This is a genomic window from Vibrio sp. Vf1514 (genome assembly GCF_052076135.1).
Lineage (GTDB): Bacteria > Pseudomonadota > Gammaproteobacteria > Enterobacterales > Vibrionaceae > Vibrio > Vibrio furnissii.
Genome location: NZ_CP197267.1, coordinates 1,966,466 through 1,988,943, shown reverse-complemented (window position 1 = coordinate 1,988,943; position 22,478 = coordinate 1,966,466). Strand labels below are relative to the sequence as shown.

Annotated in this window: 18 protein-coding genes and 1 pseudogene; 10 read left to right on the top strand and 9 right to left on the bottom strand. The window is 54.2% G+C overall.

Annotation, left to right across the window (positions count from 1 at the left end):
- Positions 1-91: 91 nt before the first annotated feature.
- Complete coding sequence (locus tag ACS18Q_RS09145) at positions 92-691, bottom strand: TetR/AcrR family transcriptional regulator (protein ID WP_004725204.1); 600 nt, start codon at positions 689-691, stop codon at positions 92-94.
- Positions 692-796: 105 nt separating this feature from the next.
- Between ACS18Q_RS09145 and ACS18Q_RS09140 the strand changes: the two genes are divergently transcribed.
- The 7 genes from ACS18Q_RS09140 to ACS18Q_RS09110 all read left to right on the top strand — a co-directional run bounded on the left by ACS18Q_RS09140 (position 797) and on the right by ACS18Q_RS09110 (position 10,577).
- A complete protein-coding gene (locus ACS18Q_RS09140; RefSeq protein WP_143678827.1) occupies positions 797-2,251 on the top strand; it encodes an AdeC/AdeK/OprM family multidrug efflux complex outer membrane factor in 1,455 nt (484 codons plus the stop codon).
- Positions 2,252-2,275: 24 nt separating this feature from the next.
- Positions 2,276-3,475, top strand: coding sequence for an HlyD family secretion protein (locus ACS18Q_RS09135; protein WP_172561492.1), 1,200 nt, complete (start codon positions 2,276-2,278; stop codon positions 3,473-3,475).
- A 9-nt stretch (positions 3,476-3,484) separates the two neighbouring features.
- On the top strand, positions 3,485-5,020 hold the full coding sequence (locus ACS18Q_RS09130) for a DHA2 family efflux MFS transporter permease subunit (RefSeq protein ID WP_441256963.1): 1,536 nt from the start codon (positions 3,485-3,487) through the stop codon (positions 5,018-5,020).
- Between the two features lie 220 nt (positions 5,021-5,240).
- Positions 5,241-6,110, top strand: coding sequence for an AraC family transcriptional regulator (locus ACS18Q_RS09125; RefSeq protein WP_158165409.1), 870 nt, complete (start codon positions 5,241-5,243; stop codon positions 6,108-6,110).
- 109 nt (positions 6,111-6,219) lie between these two features.
- Positions 6,220-8,361, top strand: a complete 2,142-nt coding sequence (locus tag ACS18Q_RS09120; RefSeq protein WP_441257637.1) for a TonB-dependent siderophore receptor — start codon at positions 6,220-6,222, stop codon at positions 8,359-8,361.
- Between the two features lie 271 nt (positions 8,362-8,632).
- Positions 8,633-9,322: a response regulator transcription factor gene (locus tag ACS18Q_RS09115; RefSeq protein ID WP_158107506.1), complete on the top strand. Its 690-nt coding sequence runs from the start codon at positions 8,633-8,635 to the stop codon at positions 9,320-9,322.
- Positions 9,306-10,577 (top strand): HAMP domain-containing sensor histidine kinase, encoded by a 1,272-nt coding sequence (locus ACS18Q_RS09110; protein WP_441256962.1) that lies wholly within the window; start codon positions 9,306-9,308, stop codon positions 10,575-10,577. Before ACS18Q_RS09115 ends, ACS18Q_RS09110 begins: the two co-directional genes overlap by 17 nt.
- 55 nt (positions 10,578-10,632) lie before the next feature.
- Here ACS18Q_RS09110 and ACS18Q_RS09105 read toward each other — a convergent pair whose 3' ends face one another.
- Complete coding sequence (locus tag ACS18Q_RS09105; RefSeq protein WP_004725212.1) at positions 10,633-12,072, bottom strand: sucrose-specific PTS transporter subunit IIBC; 1,440 nt, start codon at positions 12,070-12,072, stop codon at positions 10,633-10,635.
- A 304-nt stretch (positions 12,073-12,376) separates the two neighbouring features.
- On the opposite strand from ACS18Q_RS09105, the gene ACS18Q_RS09100 reads away from it, so the two are divergent.
- Positions 12,377-13,363: a LacI family DNA-binding transcriptional regulator gene (locus ACS18Q_RS09100; protein WP_041942521.1), complete on the top strand. Its 987-nt coding sequence runs from the start codon at positions 12,377-12,379 to the stop codon at positions 13,361-13,363.
- Positions 13,364-13,519: 156 nt separating this feature from the next.
- Entirely contained in the window at positions 13,520-15,151 is a 1,632-nt protein-coding gene (locus tag ACS18Q_RS09095; RefSeq protein WP_441256961.1) for a glycoside hydrolase family 32 protein, read from the top strand.
- A gap of 123 nt (positions 15,152-15,274) precedes the next feature.
- On the opposite strand, the pseudogene ACS18Q_RS09090 reads toward ACS18Q_RS09095, so the two are convergent.
- The 3 genes and pseudogenes from ACS18Q_RS09090 to ACS18Q_RS09080 form a co-directional block, all read right to left on the bottom strand.
- A pseudogene (locus ACS18Q_RS09090) lies at positions 15,275-15,394 on the bottom strand (EAL domain-containing protein); the annotation flags it as partial.
- 126 nt (positions 15,395-15,520) lie between these two features.
- A complete protein-coding gene (locus tag ACS18Q_RS09085) occupies positions 15,521-16,909 on the bottom strand; it encodes a carbohydrate porin (RefSeq protein ID WP_014204828.1) in 1,389 nt (462 codons plus the stop codon).
- 310 nt (positions 16,910-17,219) lie between these two features.
- A complete protein-coding gene (locus ACS18Q_RS09080) occupies positions 17,220-18,149 on the bottom strand; it encodes an aminoimidazole riboside kinase (RefSeq protein WP_441256960.1) in 930 nt (309 codons plus the stop codon).
- Positions 18,150-18,423: 274 nt separating this feature from the next.
- Here ACS18Q_RS09080 and ACS18Q_RS09075 point away from each other — a divergent pair, with 274 nt between their 5' ends.
- Positions 18,424-18,798 (top strand): DMT family protein, encoded by a 375-nt coding sequence (locus ACS18Q_RS09075; RefSeq protein ID WP_441257636.1) that lies wholly within the window; start codon positions 18,424-18,426, stop codon positions 18,796-18,798.
- 82 nt (positions 18,799-18,880) lie between these two features.
- Here ACS18Q_RS09075 and ACS18Q_RS09070 read toward each other — a convergent pair whose 3' ends face one another.
- Genes ACS18Q_RS09070 through ACS18Q_RS09055 form a run of 4 tightly spaced genes read right to left on the bottom strand, consistent with a single transcriptional unit; the run spans position 18,881 to position 22,473 of the window.
- Complete coding sequence (locus tag ACS18Q_RS09070; RefSeq protein ID WP_004725229.1) at positions 18,881-20,110, bottom strand: beta-ketoacyl-ACP synthase; 1,230 nt, start codon at positions 20,108-20,110, stop codon at positions 18,881-18,883.
- A complete protein-coding gene (locus ACS18Q_RS09065; protein ID WP_014204831.1) occupies positions 20,107-20,832 on the bottom strand; it encodes a 3-ketoacyl-ACP reductase FabG2 in 726 nt (241 codons plus the stop codon). Before ACS18Q_RS09065 ends, ACS18Q_RS09070 begins: the two co-directional genes overlap by 4 nt.
- Entirely contained in the window at positions 20,829-21,293 is a 465-nt protein-coding gene (locus tag ACS18Q_RS09060; protein ID WP_004725234.1) for a hotdog family protein, read from the bottom strand. Before ACS18Q_RS09060 ends, ACS18Q_RS09065 begins: the two co-directional genes overlap by 4 nt.
- Entirely contained in the window at positions 21,286-22,473 is a 1,188-nt protein-coding gene (locus tag ACS18Q_RS09055; protein WP_441257635.1) for a beta-ketoacyl-[acyl-carrier-protein] synthase family protein, read from the bottom strand. The genes ACS18Q_RS09060 and ACS18Q_RS09055 overlap by 8 nt, the downstream gene beginning before the upstream one ends.
- Between the last annotated feature and the right edge of the window lie 5 nt (positions 22,474-22,478).

Genomic DNA, 22,478 nt, shown 5'->3' with positions numbered 1-22,478 from the left:
GAATGGTTCTCATGTCTAGTGTAAATTGAATAATCGGAGAAAAAAACGGTCCGACCTGAGCGTGGCATCAGGTCGGTTTCAGATGAGACGATTAGGCGGCGTAGAGGACAAGAAAGGTATCAACCGCGCGTTGCGTGGCGGCTTTGAGTTCGCTGGCGCTGGGCGCATCGATGGCACCCAATGCGAAAGGCTCAATGTGTTCCGCCGACAGTAAGGCTTTGAATTGCATGGCCGCAAACCACGTATCACACCGCTTCAATAAGCCTTTTTTGACCTGACTGTCAATGTAGTCGCTCAAATGGGTCCAACCGAGTTTAGGGCCATTTTCATAGAATTTACGTCCCACCGAAGAGCGGTCGGCTTCATGAATCGCCATGCGATAAATGGCCATGGCATCTGGGGTCATCACCGAGCTTAAAAAATTGTAACCAAATTCTAAAAGCGAGGTTTGCATGTCTCGTTTCGGGTCAAGGGCGAGGAAAGATTGCGCAATTTGCTCGGATGCGGACGATTTCATCACCGCAATAAAGATGGCTTCTTTTGAGCTGAAGTAGTTGTACAGCGTCGCTTTCGAACCGCCCAACTCTTTCGCAATATAGGACATGGACGTTTGCTCAAACCCTTGCTGTGTAAAGGAATTTTTCGCAATTTCCAAAATCGCCTGTCTTTTTTCTTCGCTTTTAACTCGCATGAAATCGTCTATTCCCAGGGAAAATTGTGGATAATTTTCTCTTGACGATCCCGTTCTGTCAAGAGTATAACCGTACGGTACGGTTTAGTTATAAGGTTTCAAAATGTGAAAAACAGTGCCAAACGCCAAGGGATGCTGCAGAAAACAGCGCCTTTTTTTTCAATGACTTTACTCAGCACGCTGATTTTAGCGGGCTGTTCAACGCCCAATCATAGCGATGAATTGGGCACGGTTGCGGATGCCCACGACCTGCAATCGCAACAAACTTTTGCCAATCATGCCGCGATGGACTGGCCATCGGATCATTGGTGGGAACGCTATCAGGATGCGCAGCTCAATCAGCTGATTGACGAAGCGTTCGAACAATCACCGACGCTGCAAATCGCCATGGCACGCCTGAAAAATGCGCAAGGTCTTGCGCAGCAAGCGGGTGCGGCGCGTTCTCTGAATGTCGGACTGTCTGCCTCGGCGACCGAGAGCAAAGTCAGCTACCAATATCAGGCCGCGATGCCACCGCACGGTTGGAATGACTACGGTTCGCTCACGCTCAACTTCCAGTATGACTTTGACTTTTGGGGCAAGAACCGAGCGGCAGTGGTTGCCGCATCGTCTGAACTGGCGGCCGCTGAAGCCGAAGGGGTGTCAGCACGGCTGATGCTCGCTACGTCGATTGCCAATGCGTATGCCGAGTTGGCGCGTTTGTACGCCAACCAACACACGGTGGACGCGGCGCTGGGCGTGCGTAACAAAACCGTCGAACTGCTGCAAAAACGCTATGACAACGGGCTGGAAACCTTGGGGTCGGTGAGTCAGGCCAGAGCAATTGCGGCCAGCGTTGAAGCGGAATTACTCGGCTTGAATGAGTCGATTCAATTGCAGAAAAACGCACTGGCGGCTTTAGCGGGGCAAGGACCGGATCGCGCATTGACGATTCAGGAACCCCAAGTGGCACTGAATGCGCGTTACGGATTGCCCACCGATGCAGGCGTTGGTTTGCTCGGCCATCGCGCCGACATCACCGCTGCGCGCTGGCGCGCCGAAGCGGCAGCGCAGCGGGTGGGCATTGCGGAAGCGCAATTCTATCCCGACGTGACCTTGTCTGCGTTTATCGGCTATCAGGCGTTTGGCCTCGATAACCTGTTTAATAGTGGTAACGACGCAGGCGGTATTGGCCCGGCGATTTACTTGCCGCTGTTTACTGGCGGCCGATTGGACGGCCAATTGACCTCGGCGCAGGCGAGTTATCAGGAAGCGGTCGGCGGATACAACGCCACGCTCACCCAAGCGTTGCATGAAGTGGCCGATGTGGTCACCAGCACGCAGGCGCTGGACAAGCGCATCGCCAAAACAGAGGAAGCGGTCGAGCAGGCGCAGCGCGCGTTGCAGATTGCCAGCAACCGGTATCAGGGCGGCCTTGCCACCTATCTGGACGTGCTGGTGGCCGAAGAGTCGCTATTGAATAACCAACGAGCGCTGGTGAACTTGCAGTCACGCGCGTTCAGCTTAGACCTCGCCCTGATCCATGCTTTGGGCGGCGGTTTTCAATCAACACAGTCTTGATTCGGTTTAAAAGGTTTCTATCCCATGAGTTCATCAGACAACATCCCATCAGAACCAGCAGAATTTGATGCCGCGCGTGCCAAGCAATCGCGCAAAAAAGGGTTTTTCGCACTGGCGGCGGCCGTGATCCTCGCCGGTGGCAGTTACGGTGCCTACTGGCATTTCATCGGCTCACGCTATGTGTCGACCGACAACGCTTACGCAGCGGCTGAGATTGCCGAAGTGACCCCAGCGGTGGGCGGCATCATTGCCCGCGTGAGCGTGGTCGATACCCAATACGTCAACCAAGGCGACGTGCTGGTGCAAATCGACGATACCGATGCGCGGTTGGCGCTCAAGCAGGCGGCCGCAGATTTGGCGCTGGCCGAACGCCGCGTGCGCAGTTACCTCGCCAATGACGAAGGCTTAACCGCGATGGTCGAAGCGCAGGAAGCGAGCGAGCAACGCGCCGAAGCGCAACTCAAAGCCGCGCAGGCAGATTTTGCGCGCGCCAAAATTGACTTAACGCGCCGTGAAGATCTGGTGCGCAGCGGGTCGGTGTCCGGCGAAGAAGTGACCAACGCCAAAACCGGCTATCAACAAGCGCAAGCGAACTTAAATGCAGCCAAAGCGGCGATGGCACAAGCGCAAGCGACCAAGCTGTCGACCATTGGTTCACAAAAAGCCAACGCCGCGTTGACGGACAACACCACGGTGGAAAACAACCCGGAAGTGCTACTGGCGAAAGCGCGTTATGAGCAAGCCAAAGTGGATTTGGACCGCACCGTGATTCGCGCGCCGATCAGCGGCATCATTGCCAAACGTCAGGTGCAAGTGGGCCGTCGCGTGCAAGTTGGGATGCCGTTGATGACTGTGGTGCCTATCAACAGCATTTACGTGGATGCCAACTTCAAAGAGGTGGAACTGCGCAACGTGAAAGTGGGGCAGCCGGTGACACTCACCGCCGATATTTACGGTGACGATGTCACGTATCGCGGCGTGGTAGCCGGATTTTCTGGCGGCACGGGGTCGGCGTTCTCAATGATTCCGGCGCAAAACGCCACGGGGAACTGGATCAAAGTGGTGCAGCGTCTGCCGGTGCGCATTGAACTTGACCCGACCGATTTGCAGTCGCATCCGCTGCAAGTGGGGCTGTCGATGGTCGTTACCGTCGATACCTCCGCTGATAGCAACGAGCAGGTGATTGCGCAGTTTCGCGCCGCGAAAGTGTCAGAACAAGGCTAAGGTGAAGCCATGAGTCATACCTCTGACAATGACATCAAACCTTTGTCAGGTGGGGCGCTGTTTCTCGGCGCCCTCTGTCTGGCGATGGCAAACTTCTTTGCCATTTTGGATACCACGATTGCCAACGTGTCGGTCTCGAATATCGCCGGCGGGTTGGGCACGTCTTTAAGTCAAGGGACGTATGTGATTACGTCTTATGCGGTGGCGGAAGCGATTTCGGTTCCCTTAACCGGATGGCTTGCGCGGCGTTTTGGATCGATTCGCGTTTTCGTTACGTGTTTCTTCTTTTTCGGATTTTTCTCGCTGCTGTGTGGCTTATCAACGAGCCTCAACATGTTGGTGATGTGTCGCGTATTCCTTGGCTTTGCAGGTGGCCCGCTGATGCCGCTGTCACAAACGCTGATGATTCGTATCTTCCCGAAAGACAAGAGTCACGCGGCGATCGGCATCTGGTCGATGACTACCTTGGTGGCGCCGATCATGGGGCCGATTTTAGGCGGTATCTTGTGTGACCAATACAGTTGGCCGTTTATTTTCTTTGTGAACATTCCATTTGCCATTTTTGCCTCATTCGTCGGTTGGAAGATCCTGAAAAAATACGAAACCAAGAATGAACGTTTGCCGATCGATAAAATCGGCCTGCTGTTGCTGATTGTCTGGGTAGCAGCTTTGCAACTGATGTTGGACGAAGGCAAAGACCATGACTGGTTTGAATCGTCACGCATTGTGACGTTGGCGGTGATTGCCGCGATAGGCTTTGTCGCCTTCCTGATTTGGGAGCTGACCGAGCGCAATCCGGTGGTGGAATTAAGAGTGTTCCGTCATCGCGGCTATGCGATGAGCATGGTCACGTTGTCGCTCGCCTTTGGCGCCTTTTTCGCCACGACGGTGTTAACCCCACTCTGGTTGCAGAACTTCATGGGCTACACCGCAACCATTTCGGGGTATGCGACGGCGACCATGGGCATACTGGCGGTGTTTCTTGCGCCGATTATCGCCAACTTGTCGTCGAAATATGACCCGCGGCCGTTTGTGTTTGTCGGCGTGATGTGGCTTGGGTTCTGGACCTTTATGCGCAGTTTCAACACCGTCGACATGACCTTTGAACAGGTGAGTTGGCCGATGTTCGTGCAGGGGATTGGGATGCCGCTGTTCTTCGTGCCGCTAACGGCGATTGCGCTCGGCAGTGTCAAGCCCCATGAGATGGAATCGGCAGCGGGGTTGATGAACTTCATTCGCACCTTGTCCGGCGCGTTTGCCACCTCGATGATCAACACTTCGTGGGAGCACGAGTCGCGCTACGTACATGCTGAATTGGCGGGTTTGACCGACAAAGCGGGCGTGGCGACGCAAACGATGCAAAATGCGGGCATGAGCGCGGATCAAACCCGCTCGGCGCTGGACGGCATGCTGCAAGGGCAAAGTGTGATGGTCGCGACCAACCAACTGTTCTTGGTGATCGCGGTGATTTTTACCGTGGCCGCGTGCATGATCTGGATGGCGCCGAAACCGAAACACGCGGTGGACCCGTCCACGGCGCACTAAATAACATGCACTAAATAACACGCACTCAATAAACCGCAGGAAACGAATTAATCCACGGGGCTGTTTGTCAGGAATTGGACTCTCGCTGACTTTCAGCCCCCTTTTTCGTCTTGCGTTTGCTGGCTCACTCACGGTTGTTGAGTTTTTAATTGATAACACTTCTCATTAACTCCTCATCTGTGCGACACTAAGCCCTCTATTTTCGAGGTGTTTTGCTGTCATGACTCGTCCTTCTTCATCGTTTAATCGCATTTGCAAACTACTGGACTACATCCATGCGCATCTGGATCAGCCGTTGTCGCTGGATGATTTGGCGCAGCAAAGCTGTTGGTCACGCTGGCAATTACAGCGGGTATTTCAGAGTGAGACTGGCTTGACGGTCGCCAACTACGTGCGTGAACTCAAACTGAGCGAAGCCGCTGAAGCCCTGATTCATGGTTCGGCGCGGGTGATTGATATTGCGCTCGCCAACGGTTTCAGTTCTGAAATCAGCTTTAGCCGCGCGTTTCGGCAACATTTTGGTCTCAGCCCGCGGGATTATCGCAAGCTTGGTCGCCACACGGGGCTGCGCAAACCGCTGCAACTGGCGCAGCGCACGCCGCCGGTGAGCCAAACGCCGCAACTGATGCAAGTGCGGGTGGAATCGGCGGAATCGGAAACCTTTTACGGCCTTGCGACGCCGATTCGCGGCTTGCTCGCGGCAGCGCCTGATTTTGCTGAGCAGGTGCCCAGTGTGTGGGCGCAGTTTACACCGCTGATGGCGCATCAAACCCCGCAGCCATTGACCGGCGTGATTGACGTGACGGCCGCCGCTGACAATGACCATGCGTTGATCTATTGGGCGACCAGCACGCTCCCCGTGTCGGGCGCAGAATGCGTGACGGTACCTGCGCAAACTTACGCGGTGGTGAAACATCGTGGCCCGATTGCGTTGCTGCCACAAACGTTGGCTTGGTTTATTTTCGATTGGTTGCCGCAATCGATCTATCGCGGCGTGGATGGGTTTGAATTGGAACGTTATCCCGCCGGGTATGACGGCACGGCTGTGCATGCCGAGATGGATTATTGGTTGCCGATTGAGATCGCCTGAGCGGCGCAACATGCTCCAAATTGTTAACTTTTCACGCCGCGCTTTGCTTAGAATACAAATGATATTTATTCTCACAATAAGAAAAGCAGGGTAGTTAACCATCATGGATTTGAATCCGCATACCACATTGTCGCCGGTCGCGTTGGCGATCTTGGCACTTTTGATGCCCACCACCAGTGTTGCCGCCGATGAGTCCACGAGCGCAGACACAGAAACCGTGACCATTTTGGGTCAAACCTATCGCAACACCGCGACGAAAACGGCGCTGGCGCCGGAAGAGACGCCGCAAGGCATCACCGTGATTGACGGCGAACTGCTTGAGCAGCGCGGCGTGACATCGGTTGGTCAAGCGCTACGCTACGCACCCGGCGTGATGACAGAAACCAAAGGCGGTTCCGTCACCATGTACGACAACTTCTACATTCGCGGGTTTCAGGTTGACCAAAGCTATTACGATGGCTTGGTGCTGCAATACCTCAAAGGTTGGAACTTGCAGCCACAGATTGATCCGATTGCGATGCAGCAACTGGAGGTCTTCAAAGGCCCAACATCGGTGTTGTATGGCGCGATGCCTCCGGGCGGCATGGTGAACGTGATAGCCAAAGCGCCGCAACAGCAGCGCAGCACCGAAGTGTCGGCTTCCACGGGTTCGCGCAATTTGCAGCAAGTGACGCTCGATACCACCGGGCCGCTCAGCGATGCACTCTCTTACCGTTTGATTGCCAAAGCGCGCAAACAGGACGGCCAGGTTGATGGTACGGAGGAAGAGCGCTATTTGATTGCGCCGTCACTCGACTGGCAAGTCACCGACAAAACGCTGATCAATCTTAACCTCTATTATCAGAACGATCCGGCGATGGGCATGAACTCGGCTTTGCCTGCGTCAGGCACCGTGACCTCTAACGCCAACGGGTCAACGTCCTCCTCGACTTACGCGGGTGACACCAACTGGAGCAAATTCGAGCGTGAAATTCTGATGCTGGGTTATAAAGTGCAGCATCAGTTCACCGACAACTGGGCGTTCTTACAGAACCTGCGCTACACCGACGCATCATTGACCCAGAAAAACCTCTATCACAGCAGTGGTGGTTTTGATGAAACCACGGGTGTGCTGACGCGCAACATTTACAGCACCGATGAAAGTTACACCGGTTTGGTGGTCGATAACCAACTGTCCGGTGTGATCAATTGGGGCAGCGTAGAACACAACCTGCTGTTTGGCGTGGATTACCAACGCCTGAAAGGGGACTCGTTGTACCAAACCTACACCACCACCGACAGCGATTTTGGCAGCTTTAACCTGTTCAACCCCAACAACAATTTGCTCGATAGCAGCACGGTGTCGGCGCAGTATGCGTACGACTACGATATCGAAATCAAACAGCTCGGCGGTTATGTTCAGGATCAACTGCGCTGGAACCGTTGGGTGTTGATTGCAGGCGGCCGCTTTGATCACTACACCAGCAACAGCGAGGTGTCGGGTTACGCCACCAAAGCGGATGACACCGAGTTCTCGTATCGCGTCGGCGCGCTGTATCAGTTTGATTCTGGGATTGCGCCGTTTGCTAGCTACGCCACCAGTTTTTCACCCGTGGCAGGCACCGACAGTCAGTTTGGTCAGCCGTTCAAGCCGGAAACCGGCGAGCAAGTGGAAGTGGGCGTGAAGTATCAGTCGGCGGACATGAGCAAGCAGGCCAGCGTGTCGCTGTATCACATTGTGAAAAACAATGTGGTGGTGACTGACCCAAGTTCGGCCAACTATCAGGATGATATTCAGGTGGGCGAAGTGCGTTCGCAAGGCGTAGAGGTCGAGGGTCGCTGGTGGCTGACGCCAAACTGGGACATCGCGGCAAGCTACACTTACGCGGATGTTGAAGTGACCAAAGACAGCGCCAATGGTTTGCAAGGCACCACGCCGATTTATGTGCCCAAGCACAGCGCCACACTGTGGAGCACGTACCAAGTGGATGACGGGGTGTTACGCGGCGGTCGCGTCAGTGGCGGCGCGCGTTATGTGGGCGAAATGTATATGGATGCGACCAATACGCAAGGCAAAGTGCCGGATTACACCGTGGTTGATCTGTCGCTTGGATACGATTTGGGCCAGATCAGCGACCGCCTGCAAGGCGCGCGTGCGGATGTGATCGCCAACAACCTGTTCGACCAAACGTACTACACCTGTTACAACAACATGAACTGCTGGTACGGTGCAGAGCGCACCATCGAATTGAAACTCGGCTATCAATTCTGATTGACGCAGACGTCAAGCGCCCGGTTTCGACCGGGCGTTTTGCATTTGGTTAACCCATCCTTAACCCGCTTGACGTTACGCTTGAACACCTCGAAAAAAGTCGACGGTTTTGATCTGTGTTTTTGTTTGGCATCATCCAATGACGCTATGATAGACAACAGAATCAAGCACGACATACCGCGCGCAGCGCATCGACGTTCGTCACGTTGAACAGGTGCGCAGCCCCGTATGCGTTGCAGCACGGCTCCGCGACCACAGGTGGTGAAAAGGAATGTTAAAGGCGTTATTGGTGGAAGATGATCTCGATCTGGCCACCGCTTTGGTTGACTACATGTCGTTGGAAGCGATCGACTGCGATTTTGCGGCCGACGGACAAGTGGGCTACAACCTGATCATGGCAAATCGCTACGACGTGATTGTGCTCGATCTCAACTTGCCCAAAATTGAAGGGCTGGTGGTGTGCGAGCGCATTCGTGAACGGGGGATTGAAACGCCGGTGCTGATGCTCACGGCGCGCGATACGCTGGACGATAAACTACAAGGCTTTAGCCACGGCGCGGATGATTACTTGGTGAAGCCGTTTGCAATGGAAGAGCTGATGGCGCGAGTTCAGGTGCTGGCGAAACGTCGCAGCGGCCAAGTCTCGAAATTGCGTGTGGCGGATTTGGTGCTGGATATGGCGCAGCGCAAAGTCACGCGCGCCGGGCTGGAGATCAAGCTGTCACCGATTGCGATAAAAATTCTCGAACTGCTGATGCGTGAATACCCGTCGGGTGTTTCACGGGAGAAAATTGTCCTCAATGTGTGGGGCGACGATCAACCCGACAGCAACAGCTTGAAAGTACACATGTTCAACTTACGCAAACAAATCGACAAAGCGGGGCTAGAACCTTTGATTCATACGTTACCGGGTTACGGATTTGCGATACAACGGCAGGGCAACGATGAAACTGCGTCGTAGCCTCAAAATCTTTTTTGCCTTTTCGGTGATGGCGATGGGCACCATCACGGTGCTGAGTTATTCCACCTTGGCCGCCAATTACTTTGAGCAAGGGCTCGATGGCGGCATGCGTATGACCATGCTGGAAATTGGCCATCGCGCGGAGCTGTTGGAAGGCAAACCGGAACGCATGCTCGGGTTTCAAGTGGCGCGTCGCTGGCAAGATGTGCAGCCGGAAATTCGCGCTGAGTTTGCCAAGCCCACCGAACACCTTGAACTGCTCAAACACATCGACCGTTCGAGTTGGTTCTCGACCCCCAAACGAGCGCTATTTCTGATGCGCTACGATCAAGACCGTGCCGAAACACTCTACATTTCGCGTGTGGTGGATGACTTCACTCACCCTAAGTTTGAACGGGACATGCCCGCGGGCAAATGGCCACATGTCATCAAACTGTTGAGCTACGGTGCGCTAGGCATTGTCATTTTCGCGCTGTGCATGATGTTCTTGATGCAAATGGTCGCAAGGCCCATTGAACGGTTGTGGCAATGGGCGAAACACCTCACGCCGAATCAGTTAAATGAACCGCTGCCAGATTTTCAGTACAACGAACTGAACCGCTTGGCCGACGTGGTGCGCAGCAGCTTGTCAACGGTTGAAGATTCGCTGCGTCGCGAGCAAAAGTTCTTGGCGCATGCCAGCCATGAACTGCGCACACCCATCGCGGTAGTGCGCAGCAACGCCGAGTTACTGGCAAAGCTACTGGATAAACCAGAGAGCTTGGAAAAACAGAAGCAGGTGGTGGAGCGGATTGTGCGCGCAGGCGTCACCATGACCGATTTAACCGAAACGCTGCTGTGGCTCAATCGTGGCAAAGAGAGCGAGCCGCCGCTGAGTGAAGTCAATTTGCAGGCCCTGATCGAGCAGATTTGTCAGGAGCTGCACTATTTGGTGCGCGACAAAGAGGTGACGGTAGACGTGCAGCTCTCTGCGGGACAATTTTTGCTGCCAAAAACGCTGTGTCATATCGTGTTGAGTAACCTCATTCGTAATGCGTACCAGCACACGCTGCTGGGCAAAGTGGTCATCACGCAGCGCGGGTCTCAAGTCACCATTGCCAATCATGATCACTGTGGCGCCAACGCACACGATACACTCGGTTTTGGCTTAGGGCTGGAGCTGACCAATCGTATTATTCGTCACTACGCATGGCCGTATCACACCATCGAACACGATCATGGCCGTGATGTGACCATCAACTTTCGTTGGCAATAACGTAAAAATGCCCACTCCGTGGAGTGGGCAAATGCGTGAATGCAAGGGGGATGCATTACGCCGTGGCGCGAACGCCTTGTTTTGCTTTTTCACGCATGGCCAGCATCAGGGTCAGGCCAAACGCAACTGCAAACGAAATCACCATGCCCACCACGTAGTAACCGATTTTCTCTGGGTTGATGGAGATGATGCCCGGTAGACCCGCCGCGCCCAGCGCATGAGCTTTGACGTTAAACAGCGTAATGAACGCGCTCGCAATCGCAGAGCCGGTAATGGCGGCAATGAATGGGTAACGCAGTTTCAGGTTGACACCAAACATCGCCGGCTCTGTGATCCCCAGCAGCGCGGTGATGCCCGATGGCACAGCGATGCCTTTAAGCTTGATGTCTTTGGTGGTAAAACCGACCGCCAGCGCCGCAGCACCTTGCGCCACGTTCGACATGGCCGCAATCGGGAAAATGAACGTCCCGCCTGTGGTGACAATGTCGGCCAGCAATTGCGTTTCAATGGCGATAAAACTGTGGTGCATGCCGGTAATCACGAAGGGCGCGTAGATAAACCCAAACAGTGCGCCGCCGATAAAGCCTGCCGAATCGTACAGCCAGTTCAGGCCATCACCCAGCATAAAGCCAACATCACGCGTGATGGGGCCGACTAAGGTGAACGTGAGGAAACCGGTGATGAAAATCGCCAGCATCGGGGTGAGCAGGTTGTCGAGTACTGAGGGAATGACTTTGCGCAGCCCAAGCTCCACTTTGGCCAGAATAAACGCGGAAACCAACACCGGCAGCACCGAGCCTTGATAGCCCACTTTCTGAATTTCCAGCCCGAGAATGTTCCACGTCGGCACCGTGCCAGCCACGGTCGCGCTGCCAAAGCCCCAACCGTTTAGCAGATCCGGGTGCACCATCAGCATCCCCAGCGCTGCGCCAAGGAATGGGTTTCCGCCAAATTTGCGTGACGCAGAGAATGCCAGTAGAACCGGTAAGTAAACAAATGGGGCGTTGGCAAAGGTGTTGATCATGCTGGCTAAATCCGCCAGACCCGGATTGGCATCAATCAGCGATTGGCCATCGATGAACAAGCCTTTCGCTGTCAAGACGTTGAACAAGCCCATGAGCAGGCCGCCCGCAACGATGGCGGGAATGATGGGCACGAAAATATCCGATAAACCTTTGACTGCGCGCTGCACGATATTTTGCTTCTGTGCGCCCGCACTGGCGACATCGTTGGTCGACATGTCGGCCATGCCGGTCAGTTTCGCCATTTCGGCATACACTTGGTTCACGATGCCTGAGCCAAAAATGATCTGGTATTGGCCCGCGACCTTGAACTGGCCTTTGACGCCGTCTAGCGTTTCAATCGCGCTTTCATCAATTTGCGCTTCATCTTTCACGGCCAAACGTAGTCGTGTTGCGCAGTGTGCCAGCGCTTGGATGTTGGCTTTGCCACCCAAGTGCTCGAGAAGTTGTTTTGCTATGACTGGATAGTCCATAACTCACCCCGGTTCTTGTAACTTGTCAGTAGACCCATTCCGCTGAAAGTGGCGTGGTTTGGCCGCTTCATGGCGTTTGGGTTCAGCGATGTACTGCTTTATGATTGTATTTTTGGGAACGTTTGCAAAATCGATTCTTGTCAATTAATGCGATTCGGTCAAAACAACATGGTGAATTCTGTGAGAGTGATCGCCAAAAGCAGGATCGAGAAACGACAAAACAAGGGTAAAATCACGCTTATGCCGCGGTTGAATCGCAGAGATTCTGCAATCAATCCCAATATGAAGGTGAATAGGATGCTTTATGGCAAGTTTGCATGACGTCGCTAGGCTGGCTGGCGTGTCAAAGTCGACCGTCTCTCGGGTGATTAATGATGAGTACGGCGTCAAAGAGTCGACAAAAATCAAAGTGTTAAAGGCTGTGTCTGAATGTGGTTACGTCGTGAACCAAGTGGCGAAAGACCTTAAATCACAGAAAACCAATTTGATTGGTGTGATTGTGCCGCGGGTGTCGTCCCACGCGACAGCGCAGGGTGTGGATGGCCTGACGTCGATTTTCGAACAAGCCGGAAAGCACGTGCTGCTTGCCAATACTCATCAAGTTCACGCCAAAGAATTGGAATACATTCAAATCTTTAACCAAAAGCGGGTGGAAGGGATTGTCTTTTACGCCACGCATCTGGACGCGCCGCTCGTCAAAGCGATTCAACAATCGGCGGTCCCGGTGGTGCTGGTGGGGCAAGATGGCTCGCTACACAACATTCCGAGTGTGGTGCACGATGATACGCGCGTCGGTTTTGAAGCCGGTAATCGCTTGGTGCAAGCGGGCTGCAAGCAGATCGGGTTTATCGGGGTGCAAAGTGATGACATTGCGGTGGATGTGCTGCGTTCACAAGGGCTGGCACAGGCGTTGGCGTTTCACAATCAACCGCTGCTGTTTCATGTGCGCGGCGATTTTTCGATTGAATCGGGCTACCGTTTGGCGAAAGAACAGCTCAACGCGTACCCGCACATGGACGGCTTGTTCTGCGCAACCGACCGTTTAGCCGTTGGGGCGATCAAAGCGCTGCAAGAATCGGGTGTGCAGGTGGGCAAGCAGGTGAAATTGCTGGGCGTGGGCAATGATGAACTGGCCTATGTCAGCACGCCATCGCTGTCGACCTTTAACTATGCTTTTGATAAAGCGGGAGAAAATGCCGCGAAAATGTTGCTCGAACGCATCGCCGGACGCGGTCAGGAAATGAGTAAAGTGGTGCTCACGTTCCAGAATGTCGCTCGCGAAACCTGCTAAATCTTCCCTTCATCTCTCGCTCGATGGTGGCCGGGTTTCTGTGCCCGGCTTCACACTCAACCGGATTGCCCCTCACTTTATTGCGGAAAAACTTGCGGAATCGATGTTTGTTTTATATTTTTGAGAACGTTCCCGAAAATAATTCTAGGTAAGTTCATGTCACTACAGCGACTGATTGATCTCGCGGGCGGGGTCGATAACATTCAACGAATTTTGGCCCCGGTAGGGCGGGTGACGGTAGCGGTGCGTGATGCTGAGCGTGTGCAACCCCTGCCGCACGATGTGAGCGGCGAATCGGTGCTGGGCGAATGGCAACTGAGCATGGCGCGCGATTTGGCAATCACGGATGCCGACCTTGCCGCGCTTGGCCGCACTATTGCCAGTGCGCAGCGTCAAGCTGCTGCGGCGTATTTGCAGCCCACCGCGTGTCCGTATCGTCCGCAATGGCACATCTCTCCACCACAAGGGTTACTGAACGATCCGAACGGCTTTATTTATCACAACGGTGCGTACCATCTCTTCTATCAGTGGTATCCATTTGCCTGTGAGCACAAAGACAAATACTGGGTGCACCTGAAAAGCCAAGACTTGGTCAATTGGACGTGGCAATCCATCGCGCTCACGCCTTCGGATTGGTTCGACAGTCACGGGGTCTTTTCCGGTCACGCCGTCAGTGACGGTGACGATTTGTGGTTGTTCTACACGGGCAACACGCGTCTTGGCCACGACCGCCAGCGCCAGACGATGCAATGTGCCGCGCGGCTTAATGAGCACAATCAGTTTGAAAAACTAGGTCCGCTGATCCGCACGTTACCGCCGGGCGTGACTGAGCACATTCGTGATCCCAAAGTGGTGCACCGCCAAGGGCGCTGGCACATGTTGCTTGGCGCGCAGACGCAGGATCTGCAAGGTCGTCTGGCCGTTTACCATTCAACGGATTTGCAGCACTGGCAGTTTGACAAGCTCTACGGTGAAGAGTTGGCGCCTTACGGTTACATGTGGGAGTGCCCGGATTGGTTTGAGATGGCGGGCAAGCAATTTGTGGTCTTTGGCCCGCAGGGGATTCGTTCGCAGAATCCACATCACACCATCGTGCATCAAAATCGCATTTTCCATGTGGATCAAGATGAGCAGGGCGGATTTCACTTTCTGGAAGGATGGCAGCTGGACGCGGGGTTTGATTTCTATGCGCCGCAGTCGATGCAAACCGCTGATGGTCGCCGCGTGATGTGCGGCTGGATGGGATTGCCGGATGAGCTTGAACATCCTAGTTGCGATAATGGCTGGATTCATCAGTTTACGGCGCTGCGTGAACTGCGTTGGCACAATGGCAAAATCATCCAGCAGCCGAGCGCAGAGCTGGCGCAATTGCGTGGCGAAGCGTGCGCAATCACGCTCAATGAGCAGCCGCAAGATCTGGGCACAAAGAGCTTCGATCTGGAAGTGACGTTGCCGTGGGACAGTGAACTGCACTTGCTGCACGATGATGCGCACTCGGTGGTGCTGACACTCGACCGCGCGCAAGGCGTGCTGCGGTTTGACCGCACCCACACCCAAATTCGCCAAGGCGATACCATTCGCGAGTTGCCTCTCACATCCAGCGAGGTGAAGCTGCGCATTCTGGCAGATAACTCCTCGCTGGAAATCTTCATCAATGATGGTGAGCAGGTGATGACTGGGCGCGTGTTTACACCGCCCAATGCAACCCATATTTCCCTCAAGCATGCGACTGCTGACGCAACATTTGCCCCGCTCAATGCCATGCAATGGTCATTTGCCCCGCGTTAAACAGGGTGTTGGTGATCATCGCTTGTTCAAAAGCCACCCTTAGGGTGGCTTTTGTCGTTGCAGGCTAAGACTAAGATTGAGACCAGACCAAGACCAAGCTTAAGGACAAGCTCAGCGCCAAGATCAACGGATAAAATTCACCGCAGGCAGGCATTCAAAGCCGGGTTTGGCAAACAGATAGCCTTGCATCAGCGCAACGCCCGCCTCCTTAAGCCATTGATACTCGGCCAGCGTTTCAATGCCTTAAATCGGCTGTAATTGTTTGCGGTGTTGGCGCTTTTCGGCTCTGCAACTGGCTGCCCCCATTTTTGAACGCCACAAAAAACCCGGCCGAGGCCGGGTAGATAGAGGCAATGTGACATACGCTGGCTAGAACCAAGTCTCCATTTGCAAGGCAAAGACGGTTTCGCCGCCACTGCCCATGGTGCTGGCATCGCTGTCGAGGCTCACGGCGTAATCATCCAGCGCGCTGCTCCAGTCGACATAGCTCACGGCAAAGCGGATTTCTGGGCGGTCAAAGAAGCCCGCCGAGGTTGCCAGTTTGAAGGTCGGAGCAATCGTCGCTTTGTAGAAGCTGCCTTTGGCTTGGTCGACGCTGTTGTCCAAATCCATGTATTGGTATGTGCCTTCGTATACCATTTCAAAGTTTTGTGTCAGCTCTTGTGCCAAACGCACGTTGACGGAGGCCCATTTGAATTCATCATTGGTTTTGATGCGATCTTGGCTGTATTCCGCCATCACGGCAGGGGCGATGCGCCAGTGATCCGCAAAGCGGGTCACGCCGTAGCTGAACACACGCATAGCTTTAGCATCATCGTTCAGGTCGCCGTTGGAACCGATGCCTTTGAGTTCAGCGCCTAAGCCCTGACCGACCAACACACCTGATTTGGAAAAACCGTCACTCAAGCCATAGAAACTCTCGCCATGGTAGGCAAACAGTGCGTGCACACCGGTTTCTGCGCGTTTGGTTGGTGAGGCGCTGTCGGTGTCGCGATTTTGGTTGTCGGATGAGGCCATACCGCTGACCATCACTTGGAAGTTACCGAAACGGTTGTTCATGGTCGCAATGTAGTTTTCGACATCGGTGCTGGAGCTGTCGATTTCGCCAAAGTCGCGGCCATAGATAGAAAAGTTGGCTTTCCAGTGTTGGGTAAACTGCACATCATAAATCCCTGCGCCGGTGCCAGAAAGGAACACGATGTCCGAGTCAAAAAAGTGGATGTCAAAGTTATCGCGATCAAAGCGCTTACCAGCCCACAGCGTCGCGTGTTCAAACGGCCCCGAGAAAGAACTCAAGTTGCTCAGCTCAGCATACACCTGACGCACGTTGAGTTGGCTGTCATCGGCCGTCCATTCGTTGTTGGTTTCAACGCTGTCGGCCAGCATGATGTGAAAGCGCGCGCTTGAACCATCGTCCATGGTGCGATTGTGGATCAAGTTCGCTTCGAGATAGTTGTCATCTTCTAAACCAAGGCGGCCCACAGGCGCACCCAGCGCGCCAGCGGCGGTCATGTAAGGCCCAGTGCCGTTGGCGCCGTTGAGATCGTCGTTGACCAATAGGCCGGCGCGAGCGTAACCATGGAATTCAAACGAGGATGCCGTGTCTTGCGCTTGTTGCGCGGTTTGTTCCGTTTGCGCTAGGCGTGATTCCAGATCGTTGATACGCGCTTCCAGCGCAGACAGATCCGAATTCGCCCAAACCGCAGTGGCAGGGAAGAGGGCAGCGGCAACGGCCAGCGTCAATGCTTTAGTTTTCATTATTCTGTTTCTCCACATTGGATGATAAATTCGAGAGGTTTGCAAACGTTCCCAAATAATCGTGCGGCAGCGTGGAATTTTGAATCCCTTTACTCGGCTTTGTTGCACTGTTGACGTCGAATAAAGCCTTTTAAACGGACTCTTTGTGTGAAATGGACTATATCTAACTTTTAGGGAACGATCCCGAATTGTGTGTGAAAACTTTTAGCTGATTCACGATCTGAATGGAATTTGTGATCTGGCAATATGTGTTCAGTCACGTGCTATGGGCGATAAAAAGGCGAGCACGTGGCTCGCCTGATGGACAGATTCAGCGTGATTCGCTCAGGAAGTGTTGCAATGCCGCTAAATCGGGCAGGGCGGTCATTGCGCCTTTTTGCGTGGTGGCCAATGCGCCGCAACCGTGGGCCAAATGGATGGCTTGCGTGATCGCATCGTTTGATTGCCAGTGTTCACTGACGGAGAGTTGATACAGCAACCCCCCCACAAAAGCATCGCCTGCGCCTGTGGTATCCACCGGTTTGACGACTTTGCCGCTCACCAACGTTTGGCTGCTGGAGGTCACCACCAGTGCCCCTTTGGCCCCTTGGGTGATGACCACCAGTGGCAAGGCAAGCGGCGCTAAGGCTTGCAGGCCAAGTTCGATCGATTGAGTGCCGGTCAGTAACATCAACTCATCTTCGGAAAATTTCACCACATCTGCCAACGCGACCGCGCGCATCACCACATCGGTGAGTTGTTCGGGGTTGGCCCACACCTCTTCACGTAGATTGGGGTCAAAGCTGAAAAAGCCGCCCGCTTGTTTGATGCGTTGAATGGCCTCAAACGTACTGCTGCGGCTCGGTTCATTGGCGAGCGCAATGGAGCACACATGTAACCAGTCGCTGGCATGAAACGCAGGAATATCCGTGGGTTGTAGAAATTGGTCAGCGCTGGGTTTGACCATGAACGTAAAGCTGCGTTCACCGCGGTCATCTAAATCGACAATGACTGTCGACGTGCGTTGATCGTCGTCCAAGATCAGGTGTTGGCAATCCACGTGCTCTTGTCTCAGGGTGTGCTGCATAAAGCGGCCAAGGGGATCGTTCCCGACTCGGCCAAAAAAAGCGCTGTTGCCCCCCAGACGTGCAATTGCAACGGCGACATTGGCTGGCGCGCCGCCGGGACATTTCAGGTAGTGTGCGTCCCCATCCGGAATTAAGTCGACGACTGCGTCGCCGGTGACCCATACTTTGCTCATCGTATTTCTCCACAAAATTTGCCTCAGTGTAATCCAAGCGTTCGTGATGACCAGTGGCAAAGCCGCTTCGCCTGCTATCGTCATTCAGATTTGTGATCCATTAAGGAGAAATAAACCAATCCGGAGGCAATTTAATTTTATTTTCGGTATCGTTCCCAGTTTTGTTGTGGCCGCCTTTTGAATGATGCTGGTGAATCCGATTGACGACCTGCGCCACTCGGCGCACACTGCGCGCATTTTCGTGCGTGTTTTTTGGAGTCTCTGCATGTTCGCTATTCCTCCGATGCTGATCACCATTGGCCTACTGCTGATCAGTAACGTTTTCATGACCTTTGCTTGGTATGCCCATTTACGTGAATTGGGACATAAACCGTGGATTGTTGCGGCGCTGCTCAGTTGGGGCATCGCGCTGTTTGAGTATCTGTTTCAGGTGCCAGCCAACCGCATTGGTTACACCGTCATGAACCTCGGCCAATTGAAGATTTTACAAGAAGTCATCACGTTGTCGGTGTTTGTGCCATTTGCCTTGATTTACATGAAAGAGCCGTTTCGAATGGACTTTGTTTGGGCAGGATTGTGTTTGCTCGGTGCCGTGTTCTTTATTTTCCGCCCGCAGATTTTAGAAATACTCAGCCGAGTGGTGGCTTAATATCGTCTTGCTGACGACTAATTGAGACAAAAAAGCCGTCCAGAGGGACGGCTTTTGACCATTGGCGAGTGCGCTCTCGGCGTTACTCAGCGTGGCGTTTAAAGATGATCGAGGTGTTGATGCCGCCAAACGCAAAGTTGTTGCTCATGACGTAATCGACGTTCATCTCGCGGCCGCTGCCGGTGATGTAGTCCAGATCGCCGCACTGCGGATCCAGATGGTCGAGGTTGAGCGTGGGGTGGAACCAACCCGTGTGCATCATCTCAAGGCTTAACCATGCTTCAATTGCGCCGCATGCGCCCAACGTGTGGCCAAAGTAACTTTTCAATGAGCTGATGGGCACTTTGCCCAGCGCGTTCGCGGTGGCATTACTCTCGGCAATGTCACCGCGGTCGGTGGCGGTGCCGTGTGCCGACACATAACCGATTTTGGCCGGATCCAATTGCGCATCACGCAGCGCCATTTCCATGCAGATCTGCATGGTTTCCATTTGCGGCTGGGTGACATGCGCTGCATCGCAGTTGCTGGCAAAACCAATGATTTCGGCATAAATTTTTGCGCCGCGCGCTTTGGCGTGTTCGTACTCTTCCAGCACCAAGGTGCCAGCGCCTTCACCAATCACCAAGCCATCGCGCTCGCTGTCGTATGGGCGCGGTGTGGTTTTGGGGGCATCATTGCGCAGGCTGGTGGCAAACAGGGTATCAAACACCGCAGATTCGGTTGGGCACAGCTCTTCGCCGCCGCCTGCGACCATCACGGTTTGGTAGCCATGTTTGATCGCTTCATACGCATAACCAATCGCCTGACTGCCAGAAGTACAAGCGCTGCTGGTGGGAATCACACGGCCACGCAGGCCGAAAAACAGGCCAACGTTCACCGCAGCCGTGTGCGGCATCATTTGCACGTACGTGGTGGCGGTAATCGCTTTGGTGGTTTTCTCGTTCAGCATCACCCCAAAGGCGCCAATGGCGTCGGTGCTGCCGGTAGACGAGCCATAGGCGATGCCGGTTTCACCGTTGGTTAATACGTCGTGACCAATCAATCCAGCTTGCATCAGCGCGTTTTCAGTCGCGACGGTGGCCAGTTGCGAGACGCGGCCCATGCCCCGTACCTGTTTGCGCTTGTAATGTTTGGGCAGTTCGAAGCCCATCACTGGCGCGGCCAGTTTGGTGTTCAACCCTTCATATTGTTCGTAGCTTGGCATGTACTGCGTGGCGTTTTGGCAATCACGCAGCTTGGGTTCAATGGTGTGCCAATCGTTTCCGAAAGCAGTAATACCGGACATCCCGGTGACAACAACGCGACGGCTCATAGCAGACCTCCATTGACTGAAATAACCTGACGGGTGACGTAACCCGCAATATCCGACATCAAGTAGCTCACCAAACCGGCCACTTCTTCGGGTTCACCCATGCGGCGCAGCGGTACTTGAGGCAGGGCGTGCTCTTTGACGTGATCGTCGATCATGCCGGTATCAATCAGGCCCGGCGCGACACAGTTGACGGTGATTTTACGCTTCGCCAGTTCCAATGCCAGCGCTTTGGTCGCGCCAATGACGCCCGCTTTTGCAGCGCTGTAGTTGGTTTGACCGCGGTTACCCATGATGCCGGATACGGAAGCCAGCGTGACGATGCGACCCCCTTTGCGCAGTTGCACCATTGGCATCACGCACGGGTGGAGCACGTTGTAGAAGCTGTCGAGGTTGGTGTGGATCACGCCATCCCACTCTTCTTCGGTCATGGCCGGGAAGGCGGTGTCCCGGGTAATGCCGGCATTGTTCACCACGCCGTAGTAGGCGCCGTGTTGTTCAATGTCGTGTTCAATTTTGTGGCGACACATGGCGCGATCACTGATATCAAATTGGATCAAACGGCCCTGTCCGCCGTTTTGAAAAATGGTGTCGAGCGTGTCTTGTGCGCCTTTTTCATCACCCATGTAATGGACAACGATGGTAAAGCCATCCTTTGCCAACTGAATTGCAATGGCCTTGCCGATGCCTTTACTGGCGCCGGTGACGAGAACTTGTCGGGTCATGCGTGACTCCTGATTTTCATTTCTTGTAATTTTTCTTCTGATGGCACGTACACATTAAGCTGGCACTGTGCCACTAACTGACCCTGATACTCAAGACGAGCTGAGAACACGGCCATGCCGTGATCTTCCATGACTTGCTCGGCATGAATATCCAACGTTTGTCCCTGAGAAAAATGATCGCACTCTGCTTGGTAACGGCGACTGCCGAGCAGAAATCCGATCGGTGGTTCGGTTCCTTTTTCAAGGGCATGGAAACCGGACCACGCAGCGATGGATTGAGCCATAAACTCAATACCGACATAAGCTGGAATGGTTTGCGTCGCCTGATCAAAAAACATCAGGTGATCGCCGATGTCGACCTGACAATGAATCGACTCCGCACCGATGGTGAGCGCGCGATCGACCAGAATCATAGGTCTGGCGTGGGGAAGCAGTTGCTCTATGGCTGGGTATTCACGCATTGACGTATCCAAAAATCAAACTGATATTGTTGCCTCCAAAGGCAAACGAGTTACTTAAAATGGCTTTTCCTTGCAGCGTTTGGTCAGACTCCACCAACGTGATGGCAATGTCTGGCGCTTTGTTTTGGCAACGCTGTTTGGGGAGCGGTAAATCGTAACGCAAGATGTGCCAAGCGATGGCCGCTTCCGTTGCGCTGGCTGTGCCCAGCGTGTGGCCGGTGAGCGGCTTGGTCGAACTCACTGGAACGCCGTCGCCAAACAAACGGAATATCGCTTTGCTCTCCATGCTGTCGTTCAGCGGTGTCGCGGTGCCATGGGCGTTGATGTAACCAATGTCCGCAGGCGTTAAACCGGCATCGGTCAGCGCTTTTTGCATCGCCTCATACGCGCCAAGGCCTTCAGGGTGCGGCGCAGAAATATGGTGCGCGTCGGAGCTGTCGCCCACGCCAAGCAAGGCGATGTTGCTGGGCTCGCGGCTGAGCAGCATCAACGCGGCCGCTTCGCCGATGTTGATACCATTGCGATCCGCGCTGAAGGGCTGGCAGAGTGTGTTCGATAAGGCTTCCAACCCGTTAAACCCGTTGAGCGTGAGTTTGCAGATGGTGTCGGCGCCACCGACAATCACCGCGTCAACCAAGCCGGCTTTGAGCATGCGCTTGGCGCTGATAAACACGCGGCCGCTGGAGGAACACGCGGTCGAAATGGCGTAACACGGGCCGGTAATTCCAAAGTAATCGGCAATAAAATCGCTGGTGTTGCCGAGTTCTTGTTTGCGATAGTGATAATCAGCAGGGAAATCGCCTTGGTCGAGTTTCTGCGCGTAGGCGTGCTCGCCATCGGAGATCCCTGAGGTGCTGGTGCCGACAATCACGGCAATGCGGTCGGCGCCAAAGCGTGCAATGGCTTGGCGCACGCTGGCTTCAATTTGCTGTAACGCTGACAGCGCCAGTTGGTTATTGCGCGACGCGTGACGTGCCAATGTGGCGGGAATCTCGGGCAGAGATTCGGTCACGCGACCAATGATAGTGGCGGTACCAGTGTTGAGGATGGTGTCGTCGCGCAGCATGTGCGCGCCATGGCCACTGGCCAGCGTGCTGTGAATTTGTGCGGTTTCACATCCCATTGCGGAGTGAAAGCCACAGTCATGAATGAAAATTGGAAACGAAGCATGCGAATTCATCATGG